Here is a 16,127-nt window from a genome sequence, read left to right on the forward strand (position 1 = left end):
CGCGCGGGGCGAGCGGTGAGGGAAGAAGCACGGTCGTCGGGTGGCGACTGCGCCCGTCAATGTACCGGAACAGAAGTCGATCCAGGGAGCGCCCTCGCCGCCGGGCATGAAAAAAAGACCGTGGTTGCCTCAGCAACCACGGTCTCGATTGTCCCTACAGCAACACCTATTGCTGTCGATGTGAAGGGATTATTCCGCTGTAGCAAGCACCGTCGCGTCGCGCCGGCGGGAGCACGCGCGGTCACGCCGCACAACATGCGCCAGCGTGCCATTTCATGCGCGCTACTGGTGCACGATCAGAACGTCTCCCAGTCTCGCTCCGTACCGCTGCCGGCCACCGCCATCGCAAGCGGCCTGACCGCCGACGCGGGCGCGGGGCGTGTCCTGGCACTTGCCGCAAGTGCCTTTACCGGCGAACGCGCCGGCACGGGCTCAGGCCGACGCTGCATGTCATTCGCGGCGACTCCCGCCGAAGCCTCATCGCCGAGCTGGAACACCGAAACCGCCGTACGCAGCTTCGTCGCCTGATCCTCCAGCGATTGCGCCGCGGCCGCCGCTTCCTCGACTAGCGCCGCATTCTGCTGCGTGACCTCGTCCATCTGCGTGACAGCGCGCGCCACCTGGTCGATCCCGCCGCTCTGTTCCGTCGATGCCGCGGCAATCTCGCCCATGATGTCCGTCACGCGCTGCACCGCGCCGATGATCTCGGTCATCGTGCGGCCGGCCTGGTCGACGAGCGCCGAGCCCGCCTGCACGCGCTCCACCGACGTATCGATCAGCGCCTTGATCTCCTTGGCCGCCGCCGACGAGCGTTGCGCGAGACTCCGTACCTCGCCGGCCACGACTGCGAAGCCGCGCCCTTCCTCGCCGGCGCGCGCTGCCTCGACGGCGGCGTTCAGCGCGAGGATGTTGGTCTGGAACGCAATGCCCTCGATGATTGAAATGATGTCCGCGATCTTTGCAGAACTCTGATTGATGTCGCCCATCGTGCCGACCACCTGGCCGACCACCGCGTTGCCGCGGCTGGCGATCTCCGAGGCATTCGCGGCCAGCGAACTGGCCTGGCGGGCGTTGTCGGCGTTCTGCTTCACGGTGCCGGTCAGCTGTTCCATGCTGGCGGCCGTCTGCTGCAGCGCCGAAGCCTGTTCTTCGGTGCGCGACGACAGGTCGAGGTTGCCGGCCGAAATCTGCCGCGTAGCCGTCGCGATCGATTCGCTGCCCATGCGCACCGAGCGCACCGTACCGGTCAGGCTACGCTGCATCTTCGCGACGCCTTGCAGCAACTGCCCCATTTCGTCCGTCGAGTGCACGACGATCTCGTGGCGCAGGTCGCCGGCGGCGATCGCCTCGAAATGTCCGAGTGCGTCGGCGAGCGGCCGGCCGATGGCGCGGCGCAGCGTCAGGTACGAGAACACGGCCGCGGCAAGACCGGCGACCAGCGCGCCAAGCCCCACCATGCGGAACGTGTCGAAGGTGGTTTGGGCCTGGGTAAAGCCTTTTTCGGCCGCGGCGAACTGGAACGCCCGCAGGGCGTCGTCGTCGACGGACATCTCTGTGTAGACGGCCTGCAGGCGTTTCGCGCCATCCACGAGGCTGGACGGGTCGTTTGCTATCACCGTCGCGGCAAATGCATCCATCGCCTGATGCAGCGCCTCGCGCTTCGTGGAAACGGCCTGGGCGAGCCGGTCTTCCTCGGCGTCGCGCGGCAGCGCCAGATACTTTTTCCACCACTCATCCGCGTTCTTGCGCATGAAATGAGAACGATCGATCGACCCCGCGGCCTCGGGCGTACCCATCATGAATCCCGCCCGATCGAGCGCCAGCCGTTCGCGCGCCGCATACAGCTCGGCATTGTCGATGGCGACGGCGCTCGGCATCTGGTTCGTAAAGGTGTCGCGGTACGCATCGTTCGAGCTGCTCATACCGAACAGCCCCAGCACGCCGATCGCGACCAGCAATGCGGCGAGAAAAGCCATCGTCAGGCCGATGCGCGCCCGGATGGTGATGCCCTTGTTCATGTGCTTCCCTGTGAGAGTGACATATGGAGAGGTACGGCTGCACGGCGCCTGTGGTCATGCGCTCTGGCTGCGGACGTGTGGGCGGTGACCCTCACTCCCTGCCCGCTTCTTTCTCCGTTTACGGCACTCACCGGGATGAACTTGAAGCTTTTATATGGTCGGAGGAATTTCTCGAAAGGTGTTAGTACAAGTTACAACGACCGAACGCGCCGGCCGCGTCTTTCGACACGGCAGCGCGGTTTCAGCCACGTTGTGGATGCTGCTGTCAGCTAGTTGTCGAGTTCGGCGCGGGTCGGAATCGACGGTTGTGCGCCTGCGCGCGTTACCGAAATAGCCGCGGCTCGCTGCGCAAAGCGGATGGCATCGTCGACCGGTGCGCCGCCTGCGAGCTGCGCAGCAAAGCCGCCGATAAACGTGTCGCCCGCGCCCGTCGTATCGATCGCGTCGACGCGTGGCGCCGCGTAGTGCGCGGGCTCGCCCTGCTCGAGCGCGACATACACGCCCTGGGCGCCGAGCGTCACGATCACGTTGCGCGCGCCGGCCTTGCGCAGCGCCGCAGCCGCCAGCGCGGCATCGGCGGCCGAGGTGACGGGCACGCCGCTCAGCGTAGCCACTTCAAGCTCGTTCGGGATCAGGTAGTCGATCAGCGGAAACCAGGTTGCCGGTAACGGACCGGTCGCGGGCGCCGGGTTCAGGATCGTCGTCTTGCCGAGCCGGCGCGCTGTCGCGAGGGCCGCCTCGACGGTTGGATTCGGGGTTTCGAGCTGGCAGATCACGACGTCGGCGGTGGCGAGCACAGCTTCGTGCCGCGCGATCGATGCCGGCGTCACCTCGCCGTTGCTGCCGGCGACGATCACGATCGCGTTCTGGCTGCCGTCATCGACGACGATCAGCGCGACGCCGGTCGGCGCGGTGGAACTGGTATCGAGCGCCGTGCAGTCGATCCCTTCCGCTTCGAGTCCCGCGCGCAACTGCGCACCGTTCGCGTCCGCGCCCACGCAACCGAGCATCGCAACCTGCGCGCCGAGCCGGGCGGCAGCGACCGCCTGGTTGCCGCCCTTGCCGCCGGCGACCTGCGCGAACGCGTGGCCCGCGAGCGTTTCGCCCGGGCGCGGCAGACGTGGCGCGCGCGCCACGAGATCCATGTTCAGGCTGCCCACTACCGCGACCCGCCCTTGTGCTGCATTGTTCGTCACGTCTTTCTCCCATCCCGTCCAGAGCGGCCGACCCGCGCTAGCGCTCGATCTGTCGGCCACCGTCAGTGCTTCAGCGCACGCGCGGTACGCCAGCATCTCACATCACGCGGCCAGCCCCTGATGACCCGTGTCTGTGCCGTTCCACGCAGCCGTCGATTCACGCAGGATCAACTGCGGCGCCACGACGCGGCGTCGCGCCGGCGCACCTTCGCCGCCCGCCGAGGTGCGCGTGATGCGTTCGATCAGCGTCTGCGCGGCCATCTCGCCGAGGGCGCGCACCGACTGTCCGACCGACGACAGCGCCGGATACGTAAAGCGCCCCAGTTCGATGTCGTCGAAACCGATGATCGAACAGTCGGCCGGCACGCGGATGCCGCGCTCCGCGGCTGCGCGCAGCGCGCCGATTCCCATCATGTCGTTGCCCGCGAAAATCGCGCTCGGCTTCACGGTATCGAACAACTGACCTGCGGCACGATAGCCGCCGGTGCCCGAGAAATCGCTCTCGACGATCGCGTCCGGCGCAATCTCGATGCCGCGCTCGGCCATCGCACGGATGAAGCCGTGCACGCGCATCGCGCTCACGGCCGTCGCGATCGGCCCAGTAATACAGCCGATCTTCACGTGTCCAAGTTCGAGCAGATGACGCGTGGCCAGATAGCCGCCTTTCTCGTGATCGATCTGCACGAGGTCGGCATTGAGCCCTTCGATGTTCCGGTCGACCACGACGAGCGGCTCGCGCGAGTGCGCAAGCGTCTGCGCCAGCACCGCGTCGTCGCCGGCCGATGCAACGATCAAACCGTCGATACGCTTTTCCTGCAGCACCCGTAGATAGTTGCGCTGCTTCGCAGGGTCGTCGTCGGAGTTGCAGAAGAACACGCAATAGCCGTTGCGCGAACAACCATCCTCGATGCCGCGCGCCAGTTCGGCAAAATACGGATTCGTGCTGTTCGGCACCACCAGCCCGATCGTTGCGGTTGAACGCGCCTTCAGCGAGCGCGCAACCGCCGACGGAACGTAGTGCAACTGGCGGATCGCCTGCTCCACTTTCGCACGCACGACGGCCGACACCGGCCGCGAGTTGTTCACGACGTGCGATACCGTCGTGAACGACACGCCGGCCACGGCCGCTACATCCTTGATCGTCGCCATAACCCGTTGCTCTCCTGCCTGTTATCCGTGTTGTTACCACTGTCCTGCGCGCCGTTCGCGTGCACCCTTTGCGCACGACGCGTTGCCCGGTAACAGCCTCTCTTGATTGTCCCAGCGCGCTAGCTGCGCTTGCGCCGGCTGCGATAGGTATCCAGCACCACGGCCACGACGATCACCGCACCGGTGATGATGCGCTTGGTCGGCTCGCTGGCGCCGATTTGCGCGAGACCGGCGGCGAGCACCGAAATGATCAACACGCCGAAGAATGTGCTGATCACCGACCCGCGACCGCCCATCAAACTCGTTCCGCCGATTACGACCGCCGCGATCACCTGGAGTTCGAGCCCGTCGCCGGCGTTCGGATCGGCGGCTTCGAGGCGCGAGATCTGGAACAGCGCCGCCAGCCCCGATAGCGCGCCCATCAGCGCGAACACGATGATCTTGTACGGCCGCGGATTGACGCCTGCGAGCCGTACCGCTTCCTCGTTGGTGCCGATGCCGACCAGATAGCGGCCGAAGACGGTACGCGTCAGCACGAACTGCGCGACGATCATCACGACGACCGCGATCAGGAAAGCCGGCGAGATGCCGAACGCGATTGGGTTCGACAGGACGTCGAAGGCGTCGCCGATATAGGCGGTACGCGAATTCGTCATCTGGTAGGCAATGCCGCGCGCGCCTTCGAGCACGCCGAGCGACACGATGAACGACGGAATCCGCCAGCCGACCGTAACGGCGCCGGTGAAGGTCCCCGTCAACGCCGCGGCGATCATGCCGAGCAGCGCGGACGGTATCGGCCCCCAGCCCCACTTCAGCGCCGCGACGCTGACCACCGAGCCGCCGAGCGCAAGCACCGAGCCGACCGACAGGTCGATCCCCGCGATGATCAGCACGAACGTCATGCCCACCGACATCACGACCAGATCCGGGATCTGGTTGGCGATCGTGCTGAACGTGTCGTAGCTCAAGAAGTGCGAACTGAGCAGCGAAAACAGGACGATCATCGCGAGCAGTGCGCCGGCGAGACCGAGGTAATTCGAAAAACCGAACCGCGTGCCGGCGGGTTTACTGGCTTGTTTATCGACTGCGCTCGCTGCTTGGTTTGTGCCGCCTTGCGGCACCGGTTGATTCGTCATTACAGGCTCCCTGCTTCTTGCTTGTCGTTGCCGTGGTGGCTGTCGTGGCTGTCCAGCAAGGCGTCGCGGCTGCGATAGCCCGCGAACGCCGCGGCGAGCAGTGCATCCTGCGACCACTCGTCGCGCCTGAAGACACCGGTCATGCGACCGGCGGACATCACACCGATCCGGTCGCAGATCAGCATCAGTTCACGCAGGTCGCTCGACACCACGACAAGCGCCCGACCCTCGCGGGCGAGCGCTCCCATCAATCCATAGATATCGAACTTCGCGCCGACGTCGATGCCGCGCGTAGGTTCGTCGAACAGCAGCACACGGCAGTCGCGTGCCAGCCAGCGGCCGATCACGACCTTCTGCTGGTTACCGCCGGACAGCTCGCCGACCGGTTGCGCCGGCCCCGAGGTGCGAATGCGCATCGCGTCGATCTGCTGCTGGGCGAGCGCGTTCTCGCGTTTCGCATCGACGACGCCGTGACGCGACACGCTACCGATGTTGCCGAGTGACACGTTCGCTGCGATCGGTTGCGGCAGCAGCAGGCCTTCGCCCTTGCGGTCTTCGGTAATCAGCGCGATGCCGTTGCGCACGGCGTCGGCGGGCGTGTCGATCTGCACCGACTGTGGTGCTTCGCCCGGTGTGCGTGCGAGCGACACCGTGCCGCGATCCTTGCGGTCCGCACCGTAGATCAACCGCATCAGTTCGGTCCGGCCAGCGCCGATCAACCCACTAATGCCGAAGATCTCGCCCGCCTTCACTTCGAACGACACGTCGTTGACAACTTTCGCCCGCCCGAGGCCGTCCACTTTCAGCAGCGGTGCGCCGATGTTGCGCACGCCCAGGTCGATGCGCTCGCCGATCTCGCGCCCGACCATCAGCGTGACGATGCGATCGCTCGACAGGTTGGCCATTGCATCGACATGTACGAGCTTGCCGTCGCGTAGCACGGCGACGCGTTCCGCAACCTTCGCGAGTTCTTCGAGCCGATGCGAGATGTACACCAGTGCAACGCCGCGCGCCTTGAGCCGCTCGATCTGCACGAACAGCAGATCGACTTCGCGGGCCGTCAGCATCGCGGTCGGTTCGTCGAGGATCAGCACACGGCAATCGCCGATCAAGTTGCGCGCGATCTCGACCATCTGTTGATGGCCGATGCCCAGTTCGCCGACGAGCGTATCGGGATCGATCGCGTCGAGCCCGACCTGCGCCATCGCCTCGCGAGCGTCTTCGCGCAACTTGCGCCGGTCGATCCAGCCGAGTCGCAGCGGACCCGCCTGCGGCAGGCGATTGAGAAACAGGTTCTCCGCGACCGACAAAGTCGGCAGCAGGTTCAGCTCCTGCATCACCATCCGTATGCCGAGCGCTTCGGCCTCGGTGCGGCTCGCCGGTGCGTACGGTGCGCCTCCAAGCGTCATCGTGCCCGTGGTCGGCACCACCAGTCCGCCGATGATCTTCGATAGCGTGCTCTTACCCGCGCCGTTCTCGCCGGTCAGCGCAAGCGCTTCGCCGGCGCGCAAGGTCAGACTCACGCCCGCGAGCACCGGCTCGGCATAGGTCTTGCCGATGCCGGTGACGGACAGTACGGCAGACGATGCGTCGTTGTCGGTCAAATCCATTGCAATCCTGGTTCCGGAGCTGTCGTTCGGGGCTTCGCCGGTGGCTACCGGACGAGGTCGACGCAGACAGCCTCGTGTGTCATGACGCGCTTGCCGGGCTGCTTGCGGCAGCCGGTTGTCACGCGTTTCGCCAGGCAACCGGCGAGGTGCTGCGAAGTGCGGTTGAGGCAACGCATGCTGTACGCGTTGCCTGCGCCGTCATGACGCTTACCTCTGGAATATCGGCCGCGTAGCGGGTTTCTTGAGCGCTGGTAACGTTGATTGGGCGTTTTGAGCGCCAGCGATGCAGGCCGCGAAGCCCGCACCGCTGCGTTCCTGCTTGCGTTACTTCGTGACCAGATCGACCGGCGTCTCGACGATGCCGGACAGCTCCGACTGCTTCTTGTGCTCGGAGATTGCCTTCAGCGCCGTATCGATACCGAACACCGCCTGCTTCGCAGCGTATTGATCGGCGGTAGCGAGAACGCGGCCGTCTTTCAGCATCGGCTTGATCGCGGTGATGTTGTCGTAGCCGACCACGTAGACCTTGCCCTGCTTGCCGGCTGCACGCACGGCCGAGACCGCACCGATCGCCATGTTGTCGTTACCGGCGAGCAGCGCTTTCAGGTTCGGATACTCGTTGAGCATCGCCGAGGCAACCGCGTTGCCCTTGTCGATTTCCCATTCGCCCGACTGCACCGACACGACGTTCGCGCCAATCTTCTGCATCGCGTCCTTGAAGCCGGCGGTGCGCTGCTGTGCGTTGGTCGTCGTCGATACGCCTTCGATAATGCCGACCTGGTCACCGGCCTTCAGCTTCTGGGCCAGGTAGTCACCGATCTTCTGCGCGCCCTTGCGATTGTCCGGGCCGACGAACGGCACGTTCAGATCCTTCGACTTCAACACGTCCGGATCGAGCTTGTTATCGATGTTCACGACGATGATGCCGGCGTCGACCGCCTTCTTGACGACCGGCACGAGCGCCTTCGAATCGGCAGGCGCCAGCACGATCGCGTCGACCTTCGAGACGATCATCTGCTCGACGATGCGGATCTGGTTGGCAGTGTCGGTTTCGTCCTTGATGCCGTTCGTCACGAGATCGAACATGGCCGGGTTGTGCTTCTGATAATCCTTCGCGCCGGTTTCCATGGTCAGGAAGAATTCGTTGGCGAGGGATTTCATCACGAGCGCGACTTTGGGCTTCTTCGCGGTCTGCGCCTGGGCGGCGGTGGTGAGCGGCAGGGAAACGACTGCGGTGAGCGCGACAGCTGCCGCGAGCACGCGGCGGCGAATGCGGTGGTTCATGCGTTATCTCCAGTTGTTGGGTTCAGGGAAAACCCTATTTTTCGTACGCGCAAACGTTTGCGAGCGCCTATTCTCGACGCAGCTTATGCGAAATGTCAACTTTTCGCAGTGTTGCGCTGCATCGGCGGGTAGCGTGTTCTGCCGATGCGGCGAGTACCGCGTGTTGTGGACACGACGCGTTGCGAAGCGGCGTGGCAAGGTCTCTCGTAGCGTTGGTGCGGATCGTACTTCGTAGCACGCCCGGTCGCAGCGAAGTGTGCAGCGGCCGGGCCGCTTATGCTGGCCCTTTCTGGGGGGCGCTGCAAGGGTGTGAGGGGGATGGCGAGTATGGGGTCGGCCGATCGGCCTGTGGCGCATGGAGGATGCGAATGTAGCCGGCGAATCCGGCGAGGCGGCTTATGCCGGTCTACTCGAAGAGTATTGCGGCGTAATCGCGTGCGCCGTGCAGGGCTTGAATGATCACTGCCTGTCGTTCGCCAGTGCCTGATATTTTGCTTCGAGGCGATCGAACACATCGACAGCAGGTTTGCCCCGCTCCGCGTCCGAGCCGGCGACGCCGTGCCCGATCACTGCTTCCAGTGCGAGAAGCTGCGTCTCGCGGTTCTGAATCAGCCTCACGCCTTCACGCAAGACCTCACTTTCCGAACCATAGCGGCCCGTCTCGACGAGACTGGCGACGTACACCTCGAGTTGCTGTCCAAGGTCTGCTCTGATCATGGCTGTGCCCTCACTATGTCAACTCGATATCTTATCGCGCTCTTCCGACAGTTCGTCGCCGCAGACAGCCCAGACAGATCGCTCACAACCACCCCGCCCGCCTGAACCGCCACCACAGAAACACATCGACGACGAACATCGACGCGATACAGATCGGGTATCCGTACTTGTAGTGCAACTCGGGGATGCTCTGGAAGTTCATCCCGTAGATCCCCGCGATCATCGTCGGCACCGCGAACAGCGCCGCAAACGATCCAAGCCGCTTGGTCACCTCGCTCTCCGCGAGCGAGATCATCCCGAGGTTCACCTGGATGGCGGTGACGATCATTTCGCGGCGCCCTTCGATCGTCTTCACGATCCGCTCGAGGTGGTCGTAGACATCGCGAAAGTACGCCTGCATGCCGACGCAGATTTGCGGAATCCGTCCGCCGGTGAGCTTGCCGATCGATTCGAGCAGCGGCGCAATGTGATGCTGAAGAATGACGAGGCGGCGCTTCAACGAGTACAGATCCTCGATGATCGCGCGCGACGACGCGAGATTGTGCTTGTCGAAAATGCGGTCTTCGACGCCTTCGATTTCCGTCCCGATCGCTTCGAGAATCGGAAAATAGCGGTCCACGAGATTGTCCGCCAGCGCATACAGCACGAACGCGGAACCTTCCTTCAGCAGTTGCGGTTCGCGCTCGCAACGTTCGCGCACGGCCTGGAAACCGAGCTGGGTCCGGTTGCGTATCGACAGCACATAGTTGCTGCCGACGAACACGTCGACCTCGCCGATCTTCAGTTCACCGTGCTCGTCCATTTCGACGGTGTGCATCACCGCGAAGAGCGACTCGCCGAACTCTTCGATCTTCGGTGTCTGGTGTCCGTTGAGGACGTCTTCGATGGCGAGTTCGTGCAGCCCGAACTCCTCCTTCATCGTTTCGAGCTCATCTGGGCCCGGGTCTTTCAGCGCGACCCAGACGAAGCACTCAGGCTTCGCCACATAGACACTGATGTCGTCGATATGGATATCGGCCAGCTTTTTGCCGTCCTGGTAGGCGGCGCAATTGATCAGCATGTGGGGGTTACCTTCAAAACGGATACGGAGCAATGGCCCGCACGCGCCGCGCCGGATTCGCGCATTGCGGTGCGGTGCGGACATAGCGCAGCCGGCATATTAGCGAGCCAGTATGCCGCGAATGTGTCGAATCTTACCGTTTCGTTAGATTACGAATTGCCTACGCTTGAGCGCAGCGTCGCTCGATCAACCGTCACTTCGGCATCCGCACGAGCCCGACCCGATGATCCTTGTCGAACACGATGCTCGCGTGATTCGTGTAACTGGCGTCGACTGGAAACGCGAATTCGAGCACCGGATCGAACTGCGTGGATACCGCGAGGCGATGTGCGCCAGGCGTCAGATAAAAGACGGCGTGTTCGCCGTTCATCAGATCGGTGACCTGCTCGCCGTCGACATAGACGAGCACGTCGCGAAAACGCACGATCACATCGGCGGAGCGCTCGCGACGTATCTCGACTGCGACGAGGCCGGCGGCGGGCTGGGTGTATTCGCGCTTGAGAATGCGCTCGGGTGGCACCGGCTTGAACGGCACCGGATCGGCGGGTGATGGTGCGCAGCCTGCGAGCGGCGTGACCGTTGCGATTGCTGTGATCGCAACAACGACGACAGTTGTGGTTGCGAGCGATGCGCGTCGTACCGCTGTCACGGCTCTCACGGCTGTTGCTGCAACACCCGGGTGCACTCGCATGACGGTCTCCCTCTTGTGTGATCGCTACGTCGCGTGCCGCGCCTGGGTCCTGTGTCGCTGCATGACGTTCCGCGCGGCGCAATCCGCGTCCATGATACCTGCGCGCCCGGCCAACCCGGTACGCTCTTGCACGGTGCGCGCTTCTTGTTCATGATCTTCGCTGAACCCCTGCTTGTGCAGGTGCCCGCCGGAACACCCCGGTTAGAGCGGCAACCGGAATCGTCAACCCGCGCGAGGAACCGACCCATGACGTATCTGTTTTTCTTCTGCGGCCATGCCGGCACCGGCAAGACAACTGTCGCAAAGCATCTCGCCGCGCCGCTCATGCGCGCGACCGGCATGCCATTCTGTCTGCTCGACAAGGACACGTTGTATGGACCGCCCGGCGCCGCTGCGATCGGCGCGCTAACCGGCAATCCGAATGATCGCGACAGTCCGCTCTATCTGCAGCATCTGCGCGATCCCGAATACCGCGGTTTGATCGACACCGCGCGCGACAATCTCGAACTCGGCGTGAGCGCTTTGGTGGTTGCGCCGCTGTCGCGCGAAGTGCGCGAACGGCAGCTCGTCGATCGTGCGTGGCTTGGGGTCGCGGACGATGTTGCGATTCGCGTCGTTTGGGTGCATACGTCCGAAGCGCTTGCACATGAGCGCATCGCAGCGCGCGGCCATCCCGACGATGCCTGGAAGCTTGCTCATTGGGAAACCTATCGCGAGCGACGCTTCGAACCCGCCGATGACATTCGCGACGATCTGCTGATGTTCGACAGCAGCGCGCCAACTGCGGCCGATTACGATGCATTGCTTGCGCAGTTGGTCGACCGGCCGCGTGCGACCGGTGCGATGTTGCCGCCGCTGCCCGTCTGATCTGCCGATCAAGCTAGTCCGACATCAGGCTTCTGCCGAGCGCAGGACGTGTACCGGAACCGACTTGTACGCAGGCGTACCGCTCTCTTTGTCGATAAAGTCGAGCGGCACCAGCACGTTGGCTTCCGGATAGTAGGCGGCCACCGATCCCGGCGCGATGTTATAGGCAATGGCCGTGATCTTCTTCAGGCGCAGTTGTCGTCCCGCTGAAATCGCTTCAATGTCGACCAGATCGCCGTGTTCGAGTCCACGCGCGGCGAGATCGTCTTGGTTCATGAACAGCACGTCGCGCCGGCCGAATACACCACGGTAGCGATCGTCGAGCGCATAGATCGTGGTGTTGTACTGGTCGTGGCTGCGAATCGTGATCAAACGCAGCACATTGTCCGCGCCGAACACATCCGCATCTTCCTTCACGCCGCCGTACACTGAGAACACGGCTTTTCCCGACGGTGTAGGCCACACGCGCTGCGTCGGAGGCAGCGGCATACGAAATCCCCCCGGCGTTCTAATGCGCGCATTGAACGCTTCGAACCCCGGCACCGTTTGCTCGATCAAATCCCGAATCCTGTCGTAGTCGGCAATCAGATCCGCCCAGCCCACCTTGCTCTCCGGCAGCGTTGCGCGGGCCATGCCGGCGACGATCGCCGGCTCGGATAGCAGGTGCCCTGACGCGGGTTTCAGCTTGCCCGACGAGGCGTGGACCATCGACATCGAGTCCTCCACCGTGATGGCCTGCCGGCCGGTCACCTGCATATCGAGTTCCGTGCGACCCAGAACGGGCAGCACATACGTTTCCTTTGCTACGAGCAGATGCGACCGGTTGAGCTTCGTGCCGAGATGCACGCTCAGATCGAGTTTGCCCATCGCCGGAAAACACTGCTCGGAATCGGGGAGCGCAACGGCGAAATTTCCGCCGAGGCAGATCAGTGCTTTCGCGGTACCGGCAATCATCGCCTGCATCGCTCGCACCGTATCGTGCCCATGCGTTGCCGGCGGCTTGAAGGCGAAAACCTTTTCGATCTGCTCGAGGAAGGCGGCAGACGGCTTTTCGGTAATGCCGACTGTGCGGTTTCCCTGCACGTTCGAATGGCCGCGCAAAGGGCAGATGCCGGCGCCTGGTTTGCCGATGTTGCCGCGCAGTAGCAACAGGTCGGCAATCAGGCGAACGTTGGCCGTGCCTTTGCTGTGCTGCGTAATACCCATTCCGTAGGTGACGATCGTCGCATTCGATTTTGCGTAAGCAACGGCAACCTTGCCAAGATCTTCGCGTGTCAGTCCGCTTACCTTTTCGATGTCGTCCCAAGACGTCGCCTGCAGATCTGCGGCGAACGCCTCGAATCCCTGCGTATGCGTTGCAATGAACGCGTGGTCGAGAACGGTGTTGCCTTGTTCCGCGTCGAGCTGCAGCAGCGCTTTCATGATGCCCTTGAGGACAGCCGCATCGCCGCCGGCGGCCAGCTGAAAATACGTCGACGCGATCCGGGTCGAACCGAAGGTCGCCATTTCGATGACGCTCTGCGGATCGGTGAAACGCTCGAGCGCACGCTCGCGCAGCGGATTGAACACGAGGATTGGGACGTTACGCCGCGAGCATTCGTGGAGCGTGCCCATCATCCGCGGATGATTCGTCCCGGGGTTGTGCCCGATCGACAGGATCAGCTCGGTTGCGTCGAAGTCATCCAGCGATACCGTACCTTTGCCGATCCCGATCGACTGAGGCAGGCCAACGCTGGTCGCCTCGTGGCACATGTTCGAGCAATCGGGGAAATTGTTCGTCCCGTATTCCCGCGCGAATAGCTGAAAGAGGTAGGCGGCCTCGTTCGACACCTTGCCCGAGGTATAAAACTCGGCCTCGTCGGGCGACGACAGCCCGCGCAGCACTTCGCCGATGCGAGCGAACGCGTCGTCCCATTCGACAGTCTGGAACGTGTCAGTTGTGCGGTCGTAGACGAGCGGATGCGTCAGTCGGCCGAGATCCTCCAGTTCGAAATCCGAGCGTTGCAGCAGCGATGTCACCGTGTTGCTGCGGAAGAAGTCCGGCCCGACCCGTTTGGTGGTCGCCTCCCAGGTGACCGCTTTGGCGCCGTTCTCGCAGAACTGGAATGTAGAACGGTGCTCCTTGTCCGGCCACGCGCACCCCGGACAATCGAAACCGTCAGGCTGGTTGGTACGCAGCAGCGTAATCGGCGCCTCGACGCTTTCCATTTGCGTGCGGACGGCCTGGGCCGTGGCACGGAGCGCTCCCCAGCCTCCGGCAGGTGCGTCATACGGGCGAACTCCTGGAACGTCGCGTCGCGTGGTCATATGAGACTCCATGAACGAACCCTTTCCGCCGCTTACCGTTCCGGTAAAAGCATCGGGCTGTTTCAAAGGTTATAGGACGTGTTCACGCGATTTGCGAATGCGGCAGTACGCGGGCAACAACCGCGCGCCCACAACAAAAATGCCCCACTCAATTGAGTGAGGCATTTCGTCTTTACTTCGACACGACACGCGCGTCGTCTGCTCCGGACACCGGCGGCCGTCTATGCGACCTGTCCGCGCATCCGCACGACCCTCGAACGGCGCTATATCAGACCGTTGCCATCGCATCCATCGTCTGGCCTTCATACAACTGACCAAAGCGATTCGCGAGGAACTCACGCAGCGACACCTGCTCCTGACGCACGAAACCGCTTTGCGGCAGCTTCTTCTCGCGGAACAGATCGAGCACCGCGCACATTGCACCGGCCGTCGTGATCTGGATCGCGCTCATCGGCACGCCGCAGACCGTCTTCGCGAAGATCTTGCGCGTGAACACTTCCTGCACGAGTTGCCCGTTGCGCATGCCGCTCACCGTGATGAAGATCAGCACGACGTCCTGTTCGGTCGACGGCACCGACTTGCGCATGATCGTCTTGAGCGTGTCGCGGTCGCTGGAGAGGCGCAGGTCTTCGAGCAGGAACTTCATCAGCTCGCGGTGACCCGGATAGCGCACCGACTTGTAGTCGAGCGATTCGACGCGGCCCGAGAGCGTCTCGCACAGCGTACCGAGACCGCCCGACGTATTGAACGCTTCGTATTCGGTACCGTCGAGCGAGAAATGCTCGAGACCTTCGAGCGGCTGCACCCATTGCGTACGGTTGTCGCGAATCGCTTCGCAGGGCTGGCAGTACTCGTTGATCAGGCCGTCGACGCTCCACGTCAGGTTGTACTTCAACGCGTTGGTCGGGAACTCGGGCAGCGCGCCGACACGCATTTTCACGTCGCGGATTTCGGTGAAGCGGTTCGCCAGTTCATGTGCGGCAAGTCCGATAAAGCCGGGAGCGAGGCCGCATTGCGGCATGAATGCATGGTCGGCATCTTCAGCGATCGCGCGGATCGCGTGGGTCGCGCGGACGTCTTCGGTCAGATCGAAGTAGTGAACGCCAGCGCCCTTCGCAGCCGTCGCAACGTTCACCGCGAGGTAGTACGGCAATGCGTTCACGAGTGCATCAAAGCCTTGCACGGCTGCGCGCAGCGCAGCTGCATCGCCGGAATCGACGCGACGGGTCGGAATGCCCTGAGCGGCAAGTTTGTCGAGCGCCTGTTGATCGCGATCGATTGCGACGACTTCGTAATCGCCGGTTTCGCGCAGCATGTGGGCGATGGTGTGACCGATCAAACCTGCGCCTACGATGGCTACTTTCATGCGCTTCTCCTTGTTCTGTGTGGACGGGCTGTCTCCAGCCGGAAGGTGCGGGCCGAACCCTTGCGACACAGTGTAAGGAGAAGGAGAGACAGATCCTAGGCGCAAAATGCTGCGAAATGACCATCATTTTCGACGATATGACGAAGCGGGTCGTCGATCAGTCGAAGTGCACTGCAGCACGCCGCGCCGGGCCGAGAAAAACGCCGGCCACGGCCGCATCGGATGCTTCAGTTGCCCATCGTGCCGCGGTCGATCTTGCGCGCGAGAATAATCGACGTCGTCGTACGCTCGACACCTTCGAGCCCGCCGATCTGATCGAGCAGATCGTTGATCCGGTCCGGAGAATCGGCGCGTAGCCAGGCGACATAATCGAACTCGCCACTTACCGCGCACAGCAGTTGCACTTCGGGCATCTTCGCGAGGCGCTTCTGCACGTCGGCGCCGTGCCGCGGCGCGATGATGATGCCGACGTAAGCAGAGATGCTCGCGTCGAGCACATCCTGACCGAGCTGCACGTTGTAGCCCGCGATCACATTGGTCCGCTCAAGGCGCGCGATCCGTGCGATCACGGTCGTACGCGCCACGCCGAGTTGGCGCGCGAGATTTGCGACGCTTTCGCGCGCATTCGCCTGCAGCAAGGCGACCAGGTTACGGTCGAGATCGTCGAGTTGGTCGAGTCGCGGAGGTCTCATCGAAAGCAGGATCGAGGTCAGAGGAACAAGGGAA

The 16,127-nt window shown here is 63.3% G+C and carries 13 protein-coding genes; 1 reads left to right on the top strand and 12 read right to left on the bottom strand.

What is annotated here, in order from left to right; translation table 11 throughout:
- Nucleotides 1–296: 296 nt before the first annotated feature.
- The 9 genes from M0D65_RS10700 to M0D65_RS10740 form a co-directional block, all read right to left on the bottom strand.
- A complete protein-coding gene (locus M0D65_RS10700) occupies nt 297–2,018 on the bottom strand; it encodes a methyl-accepting chemotaxis protein (RefSeq protein WP_266252648.1) in 1,722 nt (573 codons plus the stop codon).
- Between the two features lie 269 nt (nt 2,019–2,287).
- Nucleotides 2,288–3,214, bottom strand: coding sequence for a ribokinase (rbsK, locus tag M0D65_RS10705; protein ID WP_266252649.1), 927 nt, complete (start codon nt 3,212–3,214; stop codon nt 2,288–2,290).
- Between the two features lie 102 nt (nt 3,215–3,316).
- Nucleotides 3,317–4,363, bottom strand: a complete 1,047-nt coding sequence (locus tag M0D65_RS10710) for a LacI family DNA-binding transcriptional regulator (RefSeq protein ID WP_266252650.1) — start codon at nt 4,361–4,363, stop codon at nt 3,317–3,319.
- A 119-nt stretch (nt 4,364–4,482) separates the two neighbouring features.
- The gene (locus tag M0D65_RS10715; RefSeq protein ID WP_266252651.1) at nt 4,483–5,499 is read right to left on the bottom strand and encodes an ABC transporter permease; all 1,017 of its coding nucleotides are present in this window, start codon (nt 5,497–5,499) and stop codon (nt 4,483–4,485) included.
- Nucleotides 5,499–7,109 carry a sugar ABC transporter ATP-binding protein gene (locus M0D65_RS10720; protein ID WP_266252652.1) on the bottom strand — a complete coding sequence of 537 codons (1,611 nt, stop codon included), beginning with the start codon at nt 7,107–7,109 and terminating at the stop codon, nt 5,499–5,501. Before M0D65_RS10720 ends, M0D65_RS10715 begins: the two co-directional genes overlap by 1 nt.
- A 324-nt stretch (nt 7,110–7,433) precedes the next feature.
- Nucleotides 7,434–8,393: a sugar ABC transporter substrate-binding protein gene (locus M0D65_RS10725; protein ID WP_266252653.1), complete on the bottom strand. Its 960-nt coding sequence runs from the start codon at nt 8,391–8,393 to the stop codon at nt 7,434–7,436.
- Between the two features lie 459 nt (nt 8,394–8,852).
- A complete protein-coding gene (locus M0D65_RS10730; protein ID WP_266252654.1) occupies nt 8,853–9,110 on the bottom strand; it encodes a type II toxin-antitoxin system ParD family antitoxin in 258 nt (85 codons plus the stop codon).
- 82 nt (nt 9,111–9,192) lie between these two features.
- Nucleotides 9,193–10,170, bottom strand: coding sequence for a magnesium/cobalt transporter CorA (gene corA, locus M0D65_RS10735; protein WP_091013424.1), 978 nt, complete (start codon nt 10,168–10,170; stop codon nt 9,193–9,195).
- A 193-nt stretch (nt 10,171–10,363) separates the two neighbouring features.
- On the bottom strand, nt 10,364–10,861 hold the full coding sequence (locus tag M0D65_RS10740; protein WP_266252655.1) for a hypothetical protein: 498 nt from the start codon (nt 10,859–10,861) through the stop codon (nt 10,364–10,366).
- Nucleotides 10,862–11,107: 246 nt separating this feature from the next.
- Between M0D65_RS10740 and M0D65_RS10745 the strand changes: the two genes are divergently transcribed.
- Nucleotides 11,108–11,728: an ATP-binding protein gene (locus M0D65_RS10745; protein WP_266252656.1), complete on the top strand. Its 621-nt coding sequence runs from the start codon at nt 11,108–11,110 to the stop codon at nt 11,726–11,728.
- Between the two features lie 24 nt (nt 11,729–11,752).
- On the opposite strand, the gene M0D65_RS10750 is transcribed toward M0D65_RS10745, so the two are convergent.
- From M0D65_RS10750 to M0D65_RS10760, 3 genes are all read right to left on the bottom strand, one after another.
- Nucleotides 11,753–14,035: an FdhF/YdeP family oxidoreductase gene (locus tag M0D65_RS10750; RefSeq protein WP_266252657.1), complete on the bottom strand. Its 2,283-nt coding sequence runs from the start codon at nt 14,033–14,035 to the stop codon at nt 11,753–11,755.
- A 268-nt stretch (nt 14,036–14,303) separates the two neighbouring features.
- Nucleotides 14,304–15,401, bottom strand: coding sequence for a saccharopine dehydrogenase family protein (locus M0D65_RS10755; RefSeq protein WP_091013438.1), 1,098 nt, complete (start codon nt 15,399–15,401; stop codon nt 14,304–14,306).
- A 227-nt stretch (nt 15,402–15,628) separates the two neighbouring features.
- Nucleotides 15,629–16,093, bottom strand: a complete 465-nt coding sequence (locus M0D65_RS10760; protein ID WP_091013440.1) for an Lrp/AsnC family transcriptional regulator — start codon at nt 16,091–16,093, stop codon at nt 15,629–15,631.
- Nucleotides 16,094–16,127 lie beyond the last annotated feature (34 nt).

The sequence above is a fragment of the Paraburkholderia sp. CHISQ3 genome (genome assembly GCF_030464945.1).
GTDB lineage: Bacteria > Pseudomonadota > Gammaproteobacteria > Burkholderiales > Burkholderiaceae > Paraburkholderia > Paraburkholderia megapolitana.

Coding starts and splice junctions, on each gene's coding strand:
- M0D65_RS10700 (WP_266252648.1), bottom strand. CDS start 2,018: ATGAACAAGGGCATCACCATCCGGGCGCGCATCGGCCTGACGATGGCT.
- M0D65_RS10725 (WP_266252653.1), bottom strand. CDS start 8,393: ATGAACCACCGCATTCGCCGCCGCGTGCTCGCGGCAGCTGTCGCGCTC.
- corA (WP_091013424.1), bottom strand. CDS start 10,170: ATGCTGATCAATTGCGCCGCCTACCAGGACGGCAAAAAGCTGGCCGAT.
- M0D65_RS10755 (WP_091013438.1), bottom strand. CDS start 15,401: ATGAAAGTAGCCATCGTAGGCGCAGGTTTGATCGGTCACACCATCGCC.
- M0D65_RS10740 (WP_266252655.1), bottom strand. CDS start 10,861: ATGCGAGTGCACCCGGGTGTTGCAGCAACAGCCGTGAGAGCCGTGACA.
- M0D65_RS10750 (WP_266252657.1), bottom strand. CDS start 14,035: ATGACCACGCGACGCGACGTTCCAGGAGTTCGCCCGTATGACGCACCT.
- M0D65_RS10730 (WP_266252654.1), bottom strand. CDS start 9,110: ATGATCAGAGCAGACCTTGGACAGCAACTCGAGGTGTACGTCGCCAGT.
- M0D65_RS10745 (WP_266252656.1), top strand. CDS start 11,108: ATGACGTATCTGTTTTTCTTCTGCGGCCATGCCGGCACCGGCAAGACA.
- M0D65_RS10710 (WP_266252650.1), bottom strand. CDS start 4,363: ATGGCGACGATCAAGGATGTAGCGGCCGTGGCCGGCGTGTCGTTCACG.
- M0D65_RS10720 (WP_266252652.1), bottom strand. CDS start 7,109: ATGGATTTGACCGACAACGACGCATCGTCTGCCGTACTGTCCGTCACC.
- M0D65_RS10715 (WP_266252651.1), bottom strand. CDS start 5,499: ATGACGAATCAACCGGTGCCGCAAGGCGGCACAAACCAAGCAGCGAGC.
- M0D65_RS10760 (WP_091013440.1), bottom strand. CDS start 16,093: ATGAGACCTCCGCGACTCGACCAACTCGACGATCTCGACCGTAACCTG.